Annotated in this window: 14 protein-coding genes; 10 read left to right on the top strand and 4 right to left on the bottom strand. The window is 75.2% G+C overall.

Translation table 11 applies throughout. The features are described from left to right. The first annotated feature begins 384 nt into the window (after positions 1-384). The 3 genes from ACI78Z_RS04620 to ACI78Z_RS04610 all read left to right on the top strand — a co-directional run bounded on the left by ACI78Z_RS04620 (position 385) and on the right by ACI78Z_RS04610 (position 2,964). Positions 385-630, top strand: a complete 246-nt coding sequence (locus ACI78Z_RS04620; protein ID WP_457035344.1) for an SHOCT domain-containing protein — start codon at positions 385-387, stop codon at positions 628-630. A gap of 171 nt (positions 631-801) precedes the next feature. Further along, on the top strand, positions 802-1,845 hold the full coding sequence (locus ACI78Z_RS04615; protein WP_457035343.1) for a universal stress protein: 1,044 nt from the start codon (positions 802-804) through the stop codon (positions 1,843-1,845). Between the two features lie 273 nt (positions 1,846-2,118). Next, entirely contained in the window at positions 2,119-2,964 is an 846-nt protein-coding gene (locus ACI78Z_RS04610; protein ID WP_457035342.1) for a hypothetical protein, read from the top strand. Between the two features lie 672 nt (positions 2,965-3,636). On the opposite strand, the gene ACI78Z_RS04605 is transcribed toward ACI78Z_RS04610, so the two are convergent. After that, complete coding sequence (locus ACI78Z_RS04605) at positions 3,637-5,760, bottom strand: metallophosphoesterase (protein WP_457035341.1); 2,124 nt, start codon at positions 5,758-5,760, stop codon at positions 3,637-3,639. 868 nt (positions 5,761-6,628) lie between these two features. Here ACI78Z_RS04605 and ACI78Z_RS04600 point away from each other — a divergent pair. The 4 genes from ACI78Z_RS04600 to ACI78Z_RS04585 all read left to right on the top strand — a co-directional run bounded on the left by ACI78Z_RS04600 (position 6,629) and on the right by ACI78Z_RS04585 (position 10,077). After that, complete coding sequence (locus tag ACI78Z_RS04600; RefSeq protein WP_457035340.1) at positions 6,629-6,988, top strand: DUF4234 domain-containing protein; 360 nt, start codon at positions 6,629-6,631, stop codon at positions 6,986-6,988. A 368-nt stretch (positions 6,989-7,356) separates the two neighbouring features. After that, positions 7,357-8,160 carry a hypothetical protein gene (locus ACI78Z_RS04595; protein ID WP_457035339.1) on the top strand — a complete coding sequence of 268 codons (804 nt, stop codon included), beginning with the start codon at positions 7,357-7,359 and terminating at the stop codon, positions 8,158-8,160. Between the two features lie 49 nt (positions 8,161-8,209). Continuing rightward, the gene (locus ACI78Z_RS04590) at positions 8,210-8,962 is read left to right on the top strand and encodes a DUF6544 family protein (RefSeq protein ID WP_457035338.1); all 753 of its coding nucleotides are present in this window, start codon (positions 8,210-8,212) and stop codon (positions 8,960-8,962) included. Continuing rightward, positions 8,959-10,077: a hypothetical protein gene (locus tag ACI78Z_RS04585; RefSeq protein ID WP_457035337.1), complete on the top strand. Its 1,119-nt coding sequence runs from the start codon at positions 8,959-8,961 to the stop codon at positions 10,075-10,077. Before ACI78Z_RS04590 ends, ACI78Z_RS04585 begins: the two co-directional genes overlap by 4 nt. Positions 10,078-10,395: 318 nt before the next feature. Here the strand turns inward: ACI78Z_RS04585 and ACI78Z_RS04580 are convergent, their stop codons facing one another. Together ACI78Z_RS04580 and ACI78Z_RS04575 are read right to left on the bottom strand one after the other, a co-directional pair. Then, positions 10,396-11,505, bottom strand: coding sequence for an SRPBCC family protein (locus ACI78Z_RS04580; RefSeq protein WP_457035336.1), 1,110 nt, complete (start codon positions 11,503-11,505; stop codon positions 10,396-10,398). 170 nt (positions 11,506-11,675) lie between these two features. Then, on the bottom strand, positions 11,676-12,215 hold the full coding sequence (locus tag ACI78Z_RS04575; RefSeq protein WP_457035335.1) for a flavodoxin family protein: 540 nt from the start codon (positions 12,213-12,215) through the stop codon (positions 11,676-11,678). 426 nt (positions 12,216-12,641) lie between these two features. On the opposite strand from ACI78Z_RS04575, the gene ACI78Z_RS04570 reads away from it, so the two are divergent. Together ACI78Z_RS04570 and ACI78Z_RS04565 are read left to right on the top strand one after the other, a co-directional pair. After that, complete coding sequence (locus tag ACI78Z_RS04570) at positions 12,642-12,809, top strand: hypothetical protein (protein ID WP_457035334.1); 168 nt, start codon at positions 12,642-12,644, stop codon at positions 12,807-12,809. A 4-nt stretch (positions 12,810-12,813) separates the two neighbouring features. Further along, entirely contained in the window at positions 12,814-15,282 is a 2,469-nt protein-coding gene (locus ACI78Z_RS04565; RefSeq protein ID WP_457035333.1) for an HAD-IC family P-type ATPase, read from the top strand. 60 nt (positions 15,283-15,342) lie between these two features. Here ACI78Z_RS04565 and ACI78Z_RS04560 read toward each other — a convergent pair whose 3' ends face one another. Continuing rightward, entirely contained in the window at positions 15,343-17,772 is a 2,430-nt protein-coding gene (locus ACI78Z_RS04560; protein WP_457035332.1) for a glycoside hydrolase family 65 protein, read from the bottom strand. Between the two features lie 165 nt (positions 17,773-17,937). Between ACI78Z_RS04560 and ACI78Z_RS04555 the strand changes: the two genes are divergently transcribed. Then, a complete protein-coding gene (locus ACI78Z_RS04555; protein ID WP_457035331.1) occupies positions 17,938-18,081 on the top strand; it encodes a hypothetical protein in 144 nt (47 codons plus the stop codon). Positions 18,082-18,105 lie beyond the last annotated feature (24 nt).

The raw sequence follows: 18,105 nt of genomic DNA, 5'->3' as shown, positions 1-18,105 counted from the left end.
CCCGAGGAGCCGCCCGGACCGCAACCGGCGCACGCCGGGGGCGACCTCCTCCAGCAGCGCCCGGGACCGGAGCGCCGAGATGGGCTCCGGTCGCACGGCTGTGTCACGACCGCTCGCCTCCGCCTCCACGGTCGGGCCGGGCGGCGGCGTCGGGAACCGGCCCCTTGGTCCCGAGCCCGCCGGTCCGTTCGTCGTGGGCGGCGCCGGTGTGCGCCCAGGGGGCCGGGGCGTCCGAGGACGTAGGTCGCCGGCGGGAGGGACCTCTGCTCGGTGCCCCGCGGGAGCCGGGTGCCCGAGCATCGGACGCGCCGGAGGCTCGGGGAGCGCCCCTGAGCGGTCGATCGAGGAGTGGTCCACATGATGGGCTGGTACGACTGGGATCACATGAGCGGTTGGGGGTGGGCAGCCACCACGCTGGGCTCGCTGCTGTTCCTCGGGCTGGTCGGGCTCGTCGCCTGGTCGGTGGTCCGTGCCGTCAGGCGACCCGGGGACGGCCCGTCGTGGCCCGCCCAGGCAGCCGGGCAGGACACGGCCGAGCGGCTGCTCGCCGATCGGTTCGCCCGCGGAGAGATCGACGAGGACGAGTACCGCAGGAGGCTGGCCACGCTGAGGAACGTCGGCACCCGCTGAGCGCGGGGCTGCGTGATCCGCGCTGACACGCAGGTCGACGGCCGCCGCGGCGGGTGACCGGGGGCGGACGACTCGAACAGTCGGTGACCATGGTCCCGGGACACCCGGTCCGGCGTCCTCGATCGTCGACCCGGAGCCCGGCGACCGGCCGGACGGCATCGAGGAGTTCCCATGACCCGACCACAGGACCTCCGCGACAGCGGACCCGGTGGCAGGTCGGCGGGGGACGGGCGGCGCTGGCGCGTGGTGGTGGGGGTGGACGGGTCGGCCGGCTCGCGGGCCGCCTTGGCATTCGCGCTGACCACTGCGGCCGCCCGTGACGCGGAGCTCGAGGTCGTCAGCACCTACGTCGTCATCCCGTACTGGACCACCCTCTACACCTGGGACCCGACGGCCGTCGGGCACCCGACGGCCGCCGAGACGGTCCGGGCGCAGACCGAGGAACGGGTGGCCGCCTTCCTCGAGGAGGTCCGTCAGGACCCCGCCGTGTCGGCCGTGCCGGGCGCCGCGGACGTCGCGGTCCGGACGGTGCTGACTGCAGGCCCGGCCGCCGGCGAGCTGCTGAGCCGGTCCCGCGACGCCGACCTGCTCGTCGTCGGCAGCCGGGGGAGGGGTGGGTTCCGCAGCGCGGTGCTGGGCTCGGTCGCCCTGCACTGCGCCACGCACGCGGAGTGCCCCGTCGTCGTCGTGCGCCCGATGGCCTCGGTCCCCGTCGAGCCCGCGCGGGTCGTCGTCGGCATCGACGGCTCCGAGCGCTCCCGAGCGGCGTTGGTCCGTGCGGTCGTGGAAGCCGCCCAGCGCGGTGGCCAGGTGGAGGCCGTGGCCGCCTACGAGCTCGCCGACCACTGGACCGCCATGTGCTCCGCGCTCAGCCCCGCGGCCGCGCAGATCCGTGCGGAGCTCGAGGAGCGGGCCAGCGCGTTCGTGCGGGACGCCCTCGACGCGTGGGAGCCCGAGGCCGGGGGCGGGCAGCCGAGCGTCCGCGTGCAGGTCGTCGAGGGTCCGGCACACGACGTGCTGGTGAGCAGGGCGCGCGGTGCGACGATGCTCGTCGTCGGCGGCACGGGGCGCAGCGAGCTGGGGGGCCTGCTGCTGGGCTCGGTCGCCCTGCACTGCGCGATGCACGCGCCGTGCCCGGTGCTGGTGGTGCACCCGGGAGCCCGTCGGCCGAGGGCGGAGGAGCAGCGGTCGCAGCCGGCGGCGACGGTGGGCTGACCGTGTCGTTCGACGGGAACGCCCGCGCGGGCGTGCACCGGCCCCCGGACGGGGGCGTCCGGGGCCGGCGTCGACCGTCTCAGACCCGCGTCGACGGGTTGCCCACCCCGCTGCGGACCGGTCCGAGGGCGATCGCGGCACCACGTCCCTCGAGGCGGCTCCCGGGATGCCTGCGTTCGGCAGCAAGGGTGCTGTGGGCTGGTGAGTCAGCAGGTTCGAACGTCGCCGGCACCGGCTCTTGTCCGTGGCCTACGTCGGGGGAACCCTCGGCACATGAACGGGTCCGATGAGCGGGCCGCCGACGAGCGCGTGCCGGGCGAACGGGCACGCCGGGAACAGCAGTACCGTCACGCCGAGCAGGCCTCCGAGCGCCTCCGGCAGAGCATCCGGCGGCTCCAGGAGCGAGTGACCCGGGGCGCCGAGGCGGTGGCCGCAACCGAGAGCGGCGTCGCCGCCACGAACCTCGCCCTGGCCGAACGGGCTCTCCAGGAGGGCCGTCTCGAGGATGCGCGAGGGCTGTTGAGCGAGGCCGCGGCGGCACTGCAGGCCGTTGAGCACGAGCGGCTGCGGGCGGACAGCTGGCCGGTGGACAACACGCCCGATCCCTCGGACGCGGCGCGTGTCGAGCAGCGGCGGCTCGCGGCCGAGCGGGCGCTGGAGGATGCGGCCCGTCGTCGGGAGCAGGCCGCTCGCCGGCGGGATGAGGCGGCTCTGGAACGTGAGCAGGCTGCGCAGCAGCGCGACGAGGTGGCTGCCGAGCGGGATCGGCGGGCCGCAGAGCGGGCCGTGGCCGCAGGCCGCCGGGAGGCGGCTGCCGACGAGCGCCGGGCCGAACAGGCGCGGCGGCCGGACCGGGCTGGCCCGGCCGGCCGGACGCGGGGCGAGGAGGCTGAACAGCAGCGGGCCATCGACGCCGAGGTCGACGCGAGCTACCGAGAATGGGCCGAGGCCGACCGGGCGCAGGCTGAGGACGACCGGGCGGCCGACGTGGCCGACCGCCGCGCGGCTGAGCAGGACCGCCTGGGGGCGGATCGGGACCGTGCAGCCGCCCGCGCCGACCGTGAGCAGGACGCCCGTGACCGAGCCGCGGCCGCAGCGGACCGCGACGCGCTCTCGTGATGCCGAACTGGCGGACGCCCGACCCCGACGGTCCCTGAACGGGCCGCTCAGGCACACCGCAGCAGTCGCGGCTCACATGATCAGCAGAACAGGCCCTGGACGGCCCCGACGACCAGTGCCAGGGCCTGCGGCCACTCCATGGACCGATCCCGTGCGTACAAGGTGTCCTCCGCGATGACGTCCGCGGTGAGGGCCCCAGTACGCAGCGCCCGGTGCGCACCGGAGCAGAGGAGTGGGGCACCGCCGCCCGGGGACCTGCGTCGCGATCCCGGGTGTGCCGGTGGTCCGTCGGGCTCCCGTGCGGATCGGCGCCCGGACGGTGCGGATCGCCACCGGGGTCGACGCTCGCGGCTGACCTCCGCGGGCGCGGTCGACCGGACCGGGTGGCTCCGAACCGGCTCCGCCGAGCTGTCCGCCGGCGGTCGCGGGGAGGGGGCGGAGGTCCCGGAGTGGGGACCGACGCTCCTGCCGGGCGGTGCTCCTCCGGCCGGAAGCTCGCCGCGGACGGGCGGCGAGCCCGCCGCCGGCCCGGGACGAGGAGGAGCGCATGACCGCCGATCGCCGTTCCCGCGTGTCCGCAACCGGCCTGCCTCGACGCGCGGCGTCCCCGGGATACCGCGGGGACGACCGGCGAGCCGAGGACGTCACGCAACTGACCCTGGCAGCCCTAGTCTACACCGGACTGACGGCGCTGGCCTGGCTGAGGCCGGCCGCCGGACGGCGGGCGCTGGGCCTCCTGTTCGCGACCACGGGTCTCGCGTGGAACGGCACCCTCACGCTGGTGTCGCCCCACCAGTACCCGGCCCTGGCCAGGCGGGCTCCGTGGGGGTGGTACCGGCGGGTCGGCACGGCCCTCACCGACCCGGCGCCCCGGGCCTTCGGCGCCGCGATGACGGTCGGCGAGACGGCACTGGCCGCGGCAGTCCTGAGCCGGGGCCGGGCCGCCCGGCTCGGGCTGCTCGGCGCCGCGGTGTTCGCCATCGGGATCACGCCCCTGGGCCGCTTCACCCTGGCCAACCCGGTGCTGGCCGCCGGCGCCCTCCACCTGGCCCGCCGGCCCTGGCCGACGTCCGCCTTCACCCCGCACGTCTCCGGGAGATCCGCATCGACCGGCCCGTCGACGTGGTGTTCGACGTCGTCGCGGACCAGCGCAACGAGCCCCGGTACAACCCGGCGGTGCTGAACGTCGAGCAGCTCACCGAGGGCCCGCCGGGCGTGGGAACGAGGTACCGGGCGGTGCACGAGTCGAGCCGCGGCCCGCTGGAGGTGGTCGTCGAGCTGACCGGCTCCGACCGCCCCCCACCGCATCGCCTCGACATTGCGGACGCCCGTGGGCGAGGTCAGCGGCGCGGTCACCTTCGAGGCCCTGGGAGCCGGCACCCGGACGCGCTGGGACCGGGACGTGCGCCTGCGCGGGCCGGCGCGGGTGCTGAGCCCGTTCGGCGGTCTGCTCGGCCGGCAGCAGGAGCGCGCCTGCTGGGAGGGCCTCAAGCACCACCCGGAGCCATCGGAGGAGCGGACCCCGGCCGGCTCCTGACCGGGCCCGGCCTCGGGGCGGTCACAGGGGCGCGCAGCTCCACCACGAGGACCTCGGGCCGGGCGCCCACCCGCATGGGCGGTCCCCAGTAGCCGACTCCCGGAAGTGACGTACAGCTGGGTGTCGCCGTGCCGGCTGTATCCCTCGATCTCGGGCTGGGTGAGCCGCGCGGCGTAGTCCAAGGGCCACAGTCGACCCCCGTGCGTGTGCCCGGAGAGCTGGAGGTCCACCCCGGCGGACCGCGACTCCCGGATCTGCACGGGTTGGTGCGCCAGCAGCACCACCGGCGTGGCGGCATCGCGGCCGTCCAGCGCGGCGTCCAGGTTCGCGCGGTGACCGGCGAGGCCCGACTCCGCCGCGGAGACGTCGTCGACCCCGGCCAGGTCGAAGGAGGCACCGCCGCGACGGATGGGCACCCGCTCGTTGCGGAGGATCCGCACGTCGAGGGTCTCGAGATGGCGCAGCAGGGCCAGGGTGTCGACGTAGTACTCGTGGTTGCCGGTCACGAAGTAGACGCCCTGATCGGCCGACAGGTCGGCGACGGGTGCGACCTCCTCGCGCAGCCGGTTGAGCTCTCCGTCCACGAGGTCGCCGACGATCGCGATGGCGTCGGGGCGCTGTGCGTTCACCGTCTCCACGACCCGCTCGAAGCGTCGTCCGCGGTAGGTGGATGAGAGGTGGGCGTCGGAGAAGGTGACCAGGCGCATCCCGTCGAGCGCGGGGTCGAGCCCGGTCAGGGTGACGGGCAGCCTCCGGACCACGGGCGCGGAGGCCGCATCGCGTGCACCGTTGCCCGCGATCCCGAGTGCGACGGTGCCGGCGGCGAGGCCGCGGGCGACGAAGAGGCGTCGTGACTCCTCCGGCGGCTGCGGTGCGGGGCCGGTCGTCGGGCCGACGATGGGCGCCGGGACGGCAGCGTGGGCCCGACGGCGCAGCCGCATGCCGACGGCCGCGCGAACCGGTTCCAGCAGGAGCAGCGACAGAGCGGTGTAGAGGGAGAGGCCCAGCCAGCTGAAACCCACCCACTGCACAGGCACCAGGGGAACCGGGGGATAGGGGACGACGAACGCCGCGGTGAGCAGGAGGGCCAGGACGACGAGCAGGACCGTGAGCCAGCGGCGAGCCCGGTCCGGGTGCGTCGTGCTCCGCACGAGCCGCCACCAGAGGTACAGGTGCAGCAGCAGGATGCCCGCCAGCATGACGGCGTCGGAGCCGGACAGCCGGATCTCGTCCACGCGGACCTCTCGGTAGCCCGTCACGCCCGGACGGACGGGCCCGCGTGCTCGTCCGTCCGCGGGCAGCCGTCGAGCGGGGCACCGGCGCTCACGGGCAGCTCCGGACCGGGATGGACGCTCCGACGACGTCCGGGCGCGCCGGGTGCCACTCGATGTCCGCCCGGGCTCGCCACGCCGGGTGCATCCGCCCCTCCGAGGCCGGCGTCCGAGGAGAACACGTGTGGGACACCCCAGACGTCCCACAGCACCTCGGCGGACGCGTCGTCCGGCGCGGTCACGTCCTGCTCCGGCGGCCGGTCCTCCGCCGAGCGCGCGCGGCACTCCACAACGCGGTCCCCGCTCCCGCGAGGAGCACGCGAACGGGCCGTAGCCGGCCGGCTGAACGGCACCGCCCGACCCGGCCAGCAACAGCGTGCCGACGGCGGGTGCGGACGCCGCCCGTGGTGCGGACTCGTCCTCCTGGCATCGCGGCCCCCTCGGTGGCGAGAGGGACCACTGTCGGTGGCCGCCGGGCGGAGGCTGCAGGGCACGAGGTCCCGGAACCGGACGGTCCTTCACCGCGCGGAGGTCGGGCCGGTCCCTGCTGGTCGACGGTCCTCCGGCCCGGGTGACCAGGGACCCTCGTCCGCAGACGGCGACCGGCTGCGGGGTGTCCAGTGTCGGGGACCGTCGGAACGACCGGCGGGGCCGCCCGATGGGAACCGACATGTCGACACCAGCACCGCCGTCACAACCACCGCAGTCCGGGCAGCAGGAGACGGCACGGCCGTACGCTGCCGAGGCGGGTCCCGGTCCGCAGCCGTCCCCGGGACACGCTCCTCCGGGATACGCCCCCCGGCCGCAGGTCCCGCCCTACGCGGCCGCCGCCCCGTCCACCGGGGAGCTCGGCCGGATGCGCCCGACCGGCATGACGATCCTGCTCTTCTTCGTCACCCTGGGGATCTGGGGGTTCGTCTACTACTTCCAGGTCCACGAGGAGATGCGGCGGCACACCGGGCGAGGGCTCGGTGGCGTCTGGGCGCTCGTCATCTCGATCGTCTTCGGCGTCGTCTCCCCGTTCCTGCTCAGCAACGAGGTCGGCCAGCTCTACGAGCAGCGCGGTCGGCAGAAGCCGGTCAGCGCGCTCACCGCGCTGTGGTTCTTCCCGGGCGTGTTCATCCTCGTCGGCCCGTTCATCTGGTTCGTCAGGACGAACAACGCGCTCAACGAGTACTGGCAGAGCCTCGGCGTCCGCGAGACGACGCTCGTCTAGACGGTCGAGGAGGGGCGGTGTCCTCGTCGCCGCCGGCGCGGTCGCCGGCGTCGTCCGCCGGATCGCCGTCGAACCGCGGATGCACGCCGGCACCGTGCGCTGCGCGGATGCGCGGCCGGCTGCCGTGGCACCGTGACCGAGGGTGACCTCGCACGGGTGCCCGAGCCTGTCCAGCGCCGGCTGCCTGCCGCTGAGTGCCGATGAGGTCTCAACGGCCGGACCGATCCGATGCCCTCCCACCGTGGGCGTGACAGCGAGGAGTGCGGGATGCGGGGAGCGCTGCGCCGGTTGCCCGGCCTGGTGGCCGCCTCGGTGCGGGTGCCGCGACGGTCGGTCTGCTGTGGCGGCCGTCGGGCAGCACGGTGCCGGTGACGACGCCGCGCGGGCAGGTGGCGGAGCTGGCCGGGGACGGGCTGTACCGGTTCGACACGGTGTTCACCGCCGCGAACAACGTCGCCGTCGACGCGGTCGTGCTCGCGTTCGGCATCCCGCTGGTGGTGCGGGCCTGGCTGCAGCACCGCGAGGGGTCCCCGCGGGGGACGCTGCTGATGACCGGCTCGTTGGGCTACCTGCTGTACGTCTACGCGAACTACGCCCTGGGGGTCGCGTACAACCCGCTCTACCTCGCCTACGTCACGCTGCTGTCGGCCTCCCTGTTCGGGTTCCTCGCCGCGTTCGGCGAGACGGACCGGGCGGCCCTGGCCGCGGCCGCCGCGGACCCCGACCTGCCCCATAGGGCCCTGTCGCGCTTCCTGCTCGCCTCGGCCGCGGTGACCGCCGTCGTGTGGCTGCAGCCCCTGGTCACCGCCCTGCTGCAGGGCCGGGCTCCGGAGCTGCTCGACGTCTACACGACGACGGTGACCTACTCCCTCGACCTCGCGGTCATCACCCCGGCCGCGGCGCTGGCCGGCCTGCTGGTGCGCCGTCAGGAGCCGCTCGGCTACCTGCTTGCCGCGCCGCTGCTGGTCACCATCGTGCTCATGCTCCCGACGATCTCCCTGGGCACCGCGCTGCAGGTGGCGGCCGGGATCTCGTTCACGCCCGCGCAGGTGATCGACCCGATCGCGGGCTTCGGCGTCCTGGGGACCATCGGCACCCGGCTGCTGGTCCGCCTGCTGCGCGCCGTCCCCACGACCGACCCGGAGGCCTCCGGTGCCCCCGTCCACGTCTGAGCGCACCGCCCCCGGCGCTGCCCGGCCGCCCCGGGCGTTCCTCCGGCGCGTGGCCGCTGAAGGGCTCCCCGCGGGGCCGGTGTCCACCGAGCCGGTGACCGAGGCCGACCTGGCCGGGCTGCCGCCCGCGGCCGCCCGCTACCTGCGGGCCATGGGGGTCGTCGGCCGGCCGCGGACGTGGTCGTTGCGGGCCCATGTCACCGGCCGGTTCCGCCGCGGGCCGGGCCAGCCGTGGCTGCCGTGCGACGCCTGGCAGTACAACTCCGCCGTCGAGGTGTCCCGGCTGTTCCGGATGCGGCTGACCGTCGCCCGGGTCGTGCCCATGTGGGGCTGGGACACCTACCGCGCCGGCACCGGACGGATGCTCGGCAAGGCCCTGGGTCTGGTGACCGTCGCCGACGGGTCCGGGCCGGAGTTCGACACCGGCGAGCTGACCACCTGGCTCAACGACGCCGTCCTGTTGGCGCCGGGCATGCTGCTGCACCCCCGCACCACCTGGGAGCCGCTCGGGGACGACAGCTTCCGGGTGGGGGTCACCGACGCCGGGCGCACCGTGAGCGCGGAGGTGTTCCTCGACGACGGGGGGCTGCCCCGGGACTTCCACACCGAGGACCGCTGGGCCGATCTCCCCGGTGGGCCGGTGCGGACCCCGTGGAGCACCCCCGTGCAGGGCTGGGCGGTCATCGACGGCCGCCCCCGGATGACCGGTGGGGCGGCCGTCTGGCACCTGCCCGACGGCGAGTACGCCTACGGCGAGATGGACCTGGTCGACCTGGCCCTCGACGTCCCCCCGGGCCCGTGAGCCCAGCGCTCCGCGGGGGCCTGCTCGTGGTGGCTGCCGGGGCAGTGGGTCTCCAGGCGGTGCACGTCCGGCGGGACCGGGGCGCCACCGGCGAGGAGGCGGCGGCGACGCTGCCCGGTGACGAGCTGGTGCCCGAGCCGGCGGAGGACACCACCCTGGCCGTGACCGTGCACGCGCCGGCCGGGGAGGTCTGGGCGTGGCTGGTGCAGGTCGGTCAGGACCGCGGCGGGATGTACAGCTACGACCGGCTCGAGAACCTGATCGGTCTCCGCATCCACAGCACCGACGAGATCCGGGAGGAGTGGCAGCACCTCGCCGTCGGCGACCGCGTCGTGGTGGTCCCCGAGGGCTACGGCCCGATGCCGGGCGGCTACGCCTTCACCGTCGCCCGGGTCGAGCCCCCTCGGACGCTCGTGTTGCCCCGGGCGCCCCCGGAGCACCGGTGGAACGGCGTGTGGTCCTTCCCACGTCGTCCCCACCGGGGACGGCCGCTGCCGGCTGCTGGCCCGCTCCCGCACCGAGGTCGCACCACAGGTCGGCCTGCGACTGGCGACCCGGGTGGGGGAGCCGGTGACGCTGGGGATGGCCCGGCGGGTGCTGCACGGGATCGAACAGAGGGCCGAACGCCGGCCGGCGCGGGTCCGGTCGTGAACGGGGGGAGCATCGACATCGTCGGCCTCGTCGAGGCCGCGGTGTTGGCACCGTCGTCCCACAACACCCAGCCATGGTGGTTCCGCGTCGGTGAGCACACCGTCGAGCTGCACGCCGACCGCACCCGCGCGCTCCCGGTCAACGACCCGTTCGACCGGGAGCTCACCATCAGCTGCGGAGCAGCCCTGATGACCCTGCTGGTGGCCGCGCGGACACGTGGCCTCGAACCGGATGTCGCGGTGCTGCCCGACCCTGACGACCCCGACCTCCTGGCCCGGATCATCGTGGTTCCCGGCGCGCAGCCGGCGGACGAGGAGCTGGCGCCGGCGATCCCGGCGCGGCACACCCACCGCGAGCGGTCGCGAGGTGCTGCGCATCCCCGGCCAGCCGCAGGTCGTGCTCCGCCTCGGCCGGCCCATGCTCCACCGCGTCCGGCCCCTCCCGTCCGCTGGCCGACGTCCTGACGAGGTCGTGAGGCAAAGGTGCAGCCAGTCGCGGACAGTGGCGACCCTCAGCAGCACGACCGTGGCGCCGGCCGCCCGTCCGTCCTCGGCGATCTCACCCGTCCGCCGAAGAGCCGCCCGTGGACGACGGCGACCCGCATGGACCCCTCTTCCTCCTGGCCCGCTCCCGACCTGGTTGAGGGCGTCGTCGTCCGCGAACCGCGAACGCCGCTCGGCCGACCTGCTGCCGGCGACGCGGTCGGCAGCAGGGCACCGGAGGCGGCGGCGTCGAGGATCCACCGTCCGGCCCGTCTGGCCGGTCACTTCCTCTCCCGGCGTTCAGCGGCCGGCGCGCCGGCCGGCCTCCTCTGCGAACCCGCCGATGAGCACGATCGCGGGCGTGACCCCACCAGGCCCCGGGACGAGGGCGCGCCGGTGCAGCCACCCGATGAGCACCAGCACCGGCAGGTGGATGGCCGGCAGGTTCGCCGCGAACCAGCGGGGCAGGTAGATGTCGGTGACCGAGCCGCTGGTCGCGCCGGCGCGCTCGGCGAGCCCGGTCAGCGGGCAGCGGAAGCCGTCGGCGGCGAAGACCAGGCACTCGCCGGCGACGACCGCGGCCGCGGCGGCCGCGCACCGGTCGCTGCGGCCCCGCAGGCCCGACCAGACCAGGTAGCCGACGCAGAACTCGATCGACGCCCAGGCCGCGGTGTGCACCGCCTTGATCGTGGCCAGCCGGCGGGGGCGGACCGGCGGCGGGACGCGGCGGCGGTGCTCGGCCTGGGCGCGCTCCCGGATGCCGCGCAGCATCCGGCGCATCATCGGCCAGTCGCCCAGCTCCAGGAGGAAGATCCCGGCCGGGTGCCGCCAGTCGTAGGCGAACCGCAGCCGGGAGACCAGCCGGGTCCGGCCGTCGGGCAGCGGCGTCAGGCGCCAGGCCCAGGTGCTGGTCGGCGTCCGCCACAGCATCCACTCGGGCGCCTGGAAGGAGTCGACGACGAACGCCGTCGACTCGGTCGGCTGCGGCACCATCGGCAGCCAGCGGCCCACCTCGATGTCCTGGAGCTCCGGCAGGATCTCCCGGGCACTGGGGTGAGCGAGGTTGTCGAGCAGGTCGTCGGCGTACCAGCCGGCGCGCAGGCAGCCGACCTGCACCAGCCAGGGCCACACCTCCTCCGGCGGCGCGGCGATGGTGATCGCGCGGGTGGCCTGCAGCTGCGCCCGGGGGAACACGTCGTCGCCGGGCATCGTGGCGGCGATCTCGGTGCGGGTCGCGCCCCAGCGGCGGTGCCAGGGCCGCAGCAGCGGCGCGGTGGCGAACCGGGGCAGGTCGGCGGCGACGTCGCGGACCTGACGGGCCAGGTCGGCCGCGGTCGGCCGCTGCGGCGCCCACCCCGGCGGTGGGGGAGCGGGCCGGACGTCGGCCGCGGCACGCGCCTCGGTGCGCACGCCGGTCACCGTGGTCGGCCGGTGCTGTCTCGTCGGGGAGCCTGCTGCTGCACGGCGGTCATCTGCTGCTCCTCGTCCTGTGTTCGGTGGGGCGCCGGTCGAGCAGCCGCGGACGGCCGATCGGTGGCTCCGAGCCCGCAGGCGTCGCGCGGCCGGGCGGGCGTTCCGGTTCAGGGGGTCGCGGTTGGGGAGGCGACGCGCTCGGCGAGGGTCCGACCCCAGGTGCGGGCACGGTCCTCCTCGCCCTCCACCAGCGGGCCCTTCGTGTCGACGACGGAGAAGTGCTCGGCGGGCGCGACGATGTGCGCGCCCAGCCTGGTGAGGAGCTTCTCCTCGGTCCGCGACGCGTGGTCCATCGTGGACAGCACCGGGTGGCCGCTGCCGCGGGTGTCGAACGCGGCCGCGGGGATCCCGCGGCCGGCGAGCCGGACGGTCTCCAGCCACTCGCGCAGTCCGGCGCCGGTGTCGGGGATGTCGGCGCCGTACTGCGTCACCGCCCCCTCGCGGGTGGACCGTCGGGGCATGCCGAAGGCGTGGTTGGGGCCGCCGACCACGAGCAGCCCCACGTCGGGTCCGATCTCGGCCGGCGCCTCGCCGGCGGCGGCGACGTCCGCCGGCAAGGATCCGGCCGACAGCCCCTCGGCGATCGCCTGGGCGATCGTGCGGGCGTCGCCGAACACTGACTCGTAGACCACCAGGGCGCGGATCACGCGCTCACCACCTCGGACGCTCGGGTCGTTGACACCGGCGACGCTACGGATCCGCAGCGTGGGACCCCCACTGGCGAAGGACCCGCGCGAAGGGCCGAAGGTCCGGGACCGCTCGGGCCATCCCCCTCCGGTGTGACCTCGCCGATGCCGAGCCGGGACGGCGCACGACCGTGACGCACAGCGGATCCCTCCGCTGCCTTCTGGCGGCGGGTCACAGGGTCCACGGGCCCGACCCGACGAGTCGTCGTCGGGGAGCGGGCGCTCGAGGCAGGTCCGGTCGCCGGCGGGCTGGGAGCCGGCGGAGGAGTGCAGGCCGGGTCCTGAGGCCGAGCGCGACCGAAGGCCCGCCAGGACCGGACCTCCGTCCCTGCGCGCGCAGGTCCCCGGCGACGACGGTGGGCACCGCCACGACCGAGGGAGGCCCGGATGGCCCGCTGGATCGCCCGGATCGCCGGCGCGTCGCTGTCGACGGCGCGGGCCTACCGCGGAGGGCCCTGCGTGGCCGACGGCTGCCCGCAGGACGCGTCCGTCCGCCTCGCCCCGGCGACGGGTGCCTCGTGGGGCTCCGCGCGGCTCGGCCGTCGTGGCGGGTGACGTCGTGCGGCTGAGTTCCGATCCGCACGCGGTCGGTGTGGCGGGCGAGGACCTCCCGCACGCCGGCCCCGGGGGTGGCCGGTCCCGGACGGCACCGGGTGGGCTCACTGACGCCGAGGTGGCCGAGCGGGTCGCCGCCGGCCGCACGAACCGCACGTCGGTCCGCACCAGCCGCACCGTCCCCGAGATCCTCCGGGCCAACGTCTTCACGTTCTTCAACGGGTTGCTGACGACGCTCTTCGTCGTCGTCGTCGCCACCGGCCGCCTGTACAACGGCCTGTTCATCGGGATCGTCATCCTCAACGCGGGGTTGGGGGTCGTGCAGGAGGTGCGCGCCAAGCGGACGCTCGACCGGCTGGCCCTCCTCCACGCGGTCCGGTCGCGGGTGGTTCGGGGTGGCGCGGAGCGGGACGTGCCCGCGGCCGACCTCGTCCTCGACGACCTCGTCGAGCTGTCCGCCGGCGACCAGGTCCCGGTGGACGGCGTCGTCCGGTCGGCCGTCGGCCTGGCGGTCGACGAGTCGCTGCTCACGGGCGAGTCCGAGCCCGTGGTCCGAGCGCCCGGTGACCAGGTGCGGTCCGGGGCGATCGTCGTGGCGGGGCGGGGGCAGGTGCAGGCCGTCGCGGTCGGCGACGACTCCTGCGCCGCCCGGCTGGCGGCGGAGGCCCGGCAGTTCACCCGGACGTGGTCGGAACTCGTCGCCGGCACCAACCGGATCCTGCGCTGGATCGCCGTCCTGCTCGTCGTGGTGGGCCCGGTGGTCCTGTGGGGCCAGTTCCAGAGCCCGGACAACGACGGCTGGCAGGACGCGGTCACGGGGACCGTCGCCGCGCTGGTGGGGATGACCCCCGAGGGCCTGGTACTGCTGACCACGCTGGCCTTCCTGGTGGCCGCCCTCGGCCTGACCCGTCAGCAGGTCCTCGTCCAGGAGCTCCCCGCCGTGGAGGGCCTGGCCCGCGTCGACGTGGTGTGCCTGGACAAGACGGGGACGCTCACCCACGGCGACGTCCGGTTCGACCGGCTGCTCCGCCTGCCAGGGGCGAGCGCGTGTCCGGACGGCCAGGTCGAGACGGCCCTGGGTCTGCTCGCGGCAGACGACCGGCACAGCGCGACGGCGCTCGCGCTGGGCGCCCCCTTCCCGGCCCCCGACCGGCCTGCGGAGGACACGGTGCCGTTCTCCTCCGCCCGCAAGTGGTCGGCCGTGCGCACGGAGGAGGCCACCTGGGTGCTCGGCGCGCCGGAGCTGGTGCTGTCCGGCACCGTCCGCGCCGAGGACGGCGCCGCGCGGCAGCTGGCCGACACCCTGGCGTCCGAGGGCCGCCGCGTCCTCCTGCTGGCCCGTGCGCAGGAACGCTGGGCCGCCGGAGACGGGCACCCGCGGCTGCCCGGCGGGTTGGTGCCGGTGGCGCTGGTCGTCCTGGCCGAGCGCATCCGCGAGGACGCGGCCGAGGTGCTGCGCTTCTTCACCGAGCAGGGCGTCGCGTTGAAGGTCCTCTCCGGGGACAACCCCCGCACCGTCGGCATGGTCGCGGCCTCCGTCGGCGTGCCCGGGGTGTCGGGAGCGGACGACGCCGTCGACGCCCGGACCCTCCCCGAGGACGCCGACGCGCTCGCGGAGGTCGTCGAGACGCACAGCGTCTTCGGCCGGGTGACCCCCCACCAGAAGCGGGCCGTGGTCCGTGCCCTGCAGCAGCGCGGCCACGTGGTGGCGATGACCGGCGACGGCGTCAACGACGCCCTGGCCCTCAAGGACGCCGACATCGGCGTCGCCATGGGCAGCGGTTCGCCCGCCAGCCGCGCGGTCGCCCAGCTGGTCCTGCTCGACGGCCGGTTCGCCCACCTGCCCCACGCCGTGGCCGAGGGCCGACGGGTGATCGCGAACATGGAGCGGGCGGCGAACCTGTTCCTGGTCAAGAACGTCTACTGCCTGCTGCTCGCCCTCGTCACGGTGGTCACGCTGGAGGCGTTCCCCATCGCACCGGTGCAGATGACCCTGATCGCGGGGCTCACCGTGGGCATCCCCGGCTTCTTCCTCGCACTCGGACCGAGCCGGCGCAGGTACGTGCCCGGCTTCCTCCGCCGGGTGCTGCTCTTCTCCGTCCCCGTCGGCGTGGCCACCGGCGCCGCGGCGTACGCAGGGTACGCGATCACGCGCGCGGAGCAGCCGGAGTCGGGACTCGACGGGGCCCGCGGCACCACGGCCCTCGTCGTCCTCGTGGTCGCGCTCTGGACCCTGCTGGTCCTCGCCCGGCCGCTGACGGCGTGGAAGCTCGGGCTCGTCGCCGCGATGGCGGTGGTCGCGGCCGCCGTGACGGCGACGCCCGCGCTCGGGGAGCGGGTCTTCCAGTTCGAGGTGACCGCAGAGGGGCTGCTGATCGCCGGTGTGGTGGGTGCCCTCGGCGCGCTCGTCGTGGAGCTGCTGCACCGCGTGGGCGGGTGGTTCCGGCGGCCTGAGGACTCCCCGGCGGCCTGACGTCGGTGCGGCCGGCTGGGCCCGGGTCCCGCCGACGCGACGGGGAGCGCATCTGCGGGATCACGACCGCTCGGTGCGCCGGCGGTGCAGGCGTACCTCGAGGGTGCCGCGCGGGTCGGTGCGGTAGGCGTCGTCCCGCACGCGGACCGGCAGCAGGGGGATCCCGTTACCGTCGCCGCCCACCGTCAGGGTCTGGTGGGTGATCGCCACCTCCACCTCGGGGTGGTGGCGGTAGCGCAGCCGGAAGCGCATGCCGGTGAGCGCCTCGGGGAGACAGGGGTCGAAGCCGAGCGCGTCACCCCGGGTCCGCACACCGGTGAACCCCCGCTGGAGGATGTCCAGGGTCCCGGCCATCGCGCCCAGGTGGATGCCCTCGCCGGTGGTGCCGCCCTGCACGTCGTCGACGTCGCTCTCCAGGGCCTCCAGGAAGAAGCGCCAGGCCCTGGCACGGTCGCTGCGTGCGAGCACCCAGGCGTGCACCACCCGCGAGAGGGTCGACCCGTGGCTGGTCCGGTCCAGGTGGTAGGTGACGGTCCGGGGGATCGTCGACCGGTCGTGCGGATAGCCCAGCCGGTCCAGGACGTCGTAGAACTCGTCGGCGGTGAGCAGGTGGAACAGCATGAGGACGTCGGCCTGCTTGGACAGCTTGTAGCGGTTGGGTGAGTCCCCCTCGGCCTCCAGGATGCGGTCCAGCCGGCTGATGTCGCCGTACCGTTGCCGGTAGCCGGCCCAGTCGAACTCGGCCAGCTGCTCGTAGCCGCGGAACTGGCTGAGGACGCCGTCGGAGTGCCAGCACAGCCGCAGCCTGCGGCTGACGTGCTCCCAGCGCGCCAGCTCCCGCTCTCCGATCCCCAGCCCGTCGAGCAGTTCCCCGCGCCGACGAGGTGGCAGCAGCTCGAGGCAGTCGAGTGCCCGGGCGAGGGTCCACGCGGCCATGACATTGGTGTAGGCGTTGTCGTCCAGGCCGGGCTCGGCGCGGTCGGGGAGGGCGTCGTGGTACTCGTCGGGCCCCATCACGCCGCAGATGTCGTACCGGTCGTCGACCGGGTCGTAGCGGGCCAGGTCGGCCCAGAACGTCGCGACGTCGAGGATCACCTCGGCGCCGTGGTCGACGAGGAAGTCGAGGTCGCCGGTGGCCTCGTGGTAGCGCCAGGTGTTGTAGGCGACGGCGAGGCCGATGTGGCGCTGCAGGGCGGAGTTGTCGGGCAGCCAGCGGCCCGAGCGCGGGTTGAGGTGGACGGTCGGGGACTCCTCCCGGCCGCTCGACCCGCTCTGCCACGGGTACATCGCCCCGCGGCAGCCGGCTGCCCGGGCGGCGGCCCGGGCCTGCGGCAGCCGACGCCACCGGTACAGCAGCATCGCGCGCGCCACGGCGGGCAGGCGCAGGACCAGGAAGGGCAGGACGAAGACCTCGTCCCAGAAGACGTGGCCGCGGTAGGCCTCGCCGTGCAGGCCGCGGGCCGGGATGCCGGCGTCGAGGTCGATGCTGTGGGGGGAGACGGTCTGCAGCAGGTGGAAGACGTGCAGCCGCAGGACGAGCGAGGTGCGCGGCGGGCCGTCGATCTCCACGTCGCACCGGTGCCACAGGTGCGCCCACGCCCGGACGTGCCGGTCGAGGAGGACGTCGAGGTCGGGGGCGCGGCGGACCTCCTCGAGGGCGGCCTCTCCGGGCTCGCTGATCGCCCGGTCGTGGGACGTGCACAGCGCCACGACCTTCTCCACCGTCACCACCCGGCCGGGGACCAGGTCGACGCCGAGCTCCACGGCGGGCACCCCCGCCTGCCCTGCGGGACGGCGCTCGGCAGCGTGCTCGGCGCCGTCCAGGAGCACCCGGTGGCGGGCGGCCAGCCCGATGCGCACGTGCGACTGGACCGTCCGGACGACGAGGCCCAGGAGGTCGGGGCCAGACGTGGTCTCCTCCACGACCAGGTGCTGCCCGGAGAGGCTCCGGTAGCGCGCCACGCCGCAGTTGGTGACCCGACCGTCGAGCCCCGAGCGGACGGTCAGCCGGCCGGACCAGTTCTCCGCCACCGCGGTGCACTCCAGCGCCGCCAGGAACGGGTCGGCCATCGACACCAGCCGCCGCTGGGCGATCCGCGTCCGCCGTCCCCGCCGGTCCTCGACGACGAAGCGGCGGGTGAGCACGCCCCGCCGCAGGTCGAGTTCCTGCACGTATTCGGACACCGTCGAGACGCCGAGGTCCAGCCAGTCGCCGTCCTCGGTGCGGAGGGTCAGGAACTGCCAGTCGGGCAGCTTGACGATGCTCTCGTTCGCCACCGTCCGCCCGGCGACGTCGTCGGAGAGCCGGTCGAACACCCCCGCGGCGTAGGTGCCCGGGTAGTGGACCCCGTCGGCGCGGGACTCGGGTGCGGCGGCCCGGGTGGCGAACCGGCCGTTGCCCAACGCGCAGAGGCTCTCCCGCAGCGCCTCGGCGGCGGGATCGAGACCCTCGTAGCGAAGCACCCAGCGGCTCTCCGGTGGAGGGGCCATCGCGTGCTCCCGTCTGGCCTGGCCGACCCCGCCGGACCACCGTCACCGTCCCTGGGGCTCCCGGTGTCCGGAACGGACCTCCGACCCTCTCCCGGGGGACGACCGGACGTGGTGGAGCCGAGCGCCCCGGGCGTGCACTTGCCCCCGCCACCCGAGGAGGATGCGATGAAGGCGCTGGCCTACCACGGCCCCGGCAAGCGGTCCTGGGAGGACGTCCCCCACCCACGGTTCGACCAGGTGGCCGAGGCCTACGACCTGTTCGACGACCCGGTGGCCTCCGGGGCGCTCGAGGTCGCCGTCCTGCGGTGACCGGGACGGCGCCCGTGTCGACCC

Source organism: Geodermatophilus sp. SYSU D01176 (assembly GCF_054050015.1).
The sequence above is the reverse complement of the archived record's forward strand: the minus strand, read 5'-3'. Positions and strand labels throughout refer to the sequence as shown.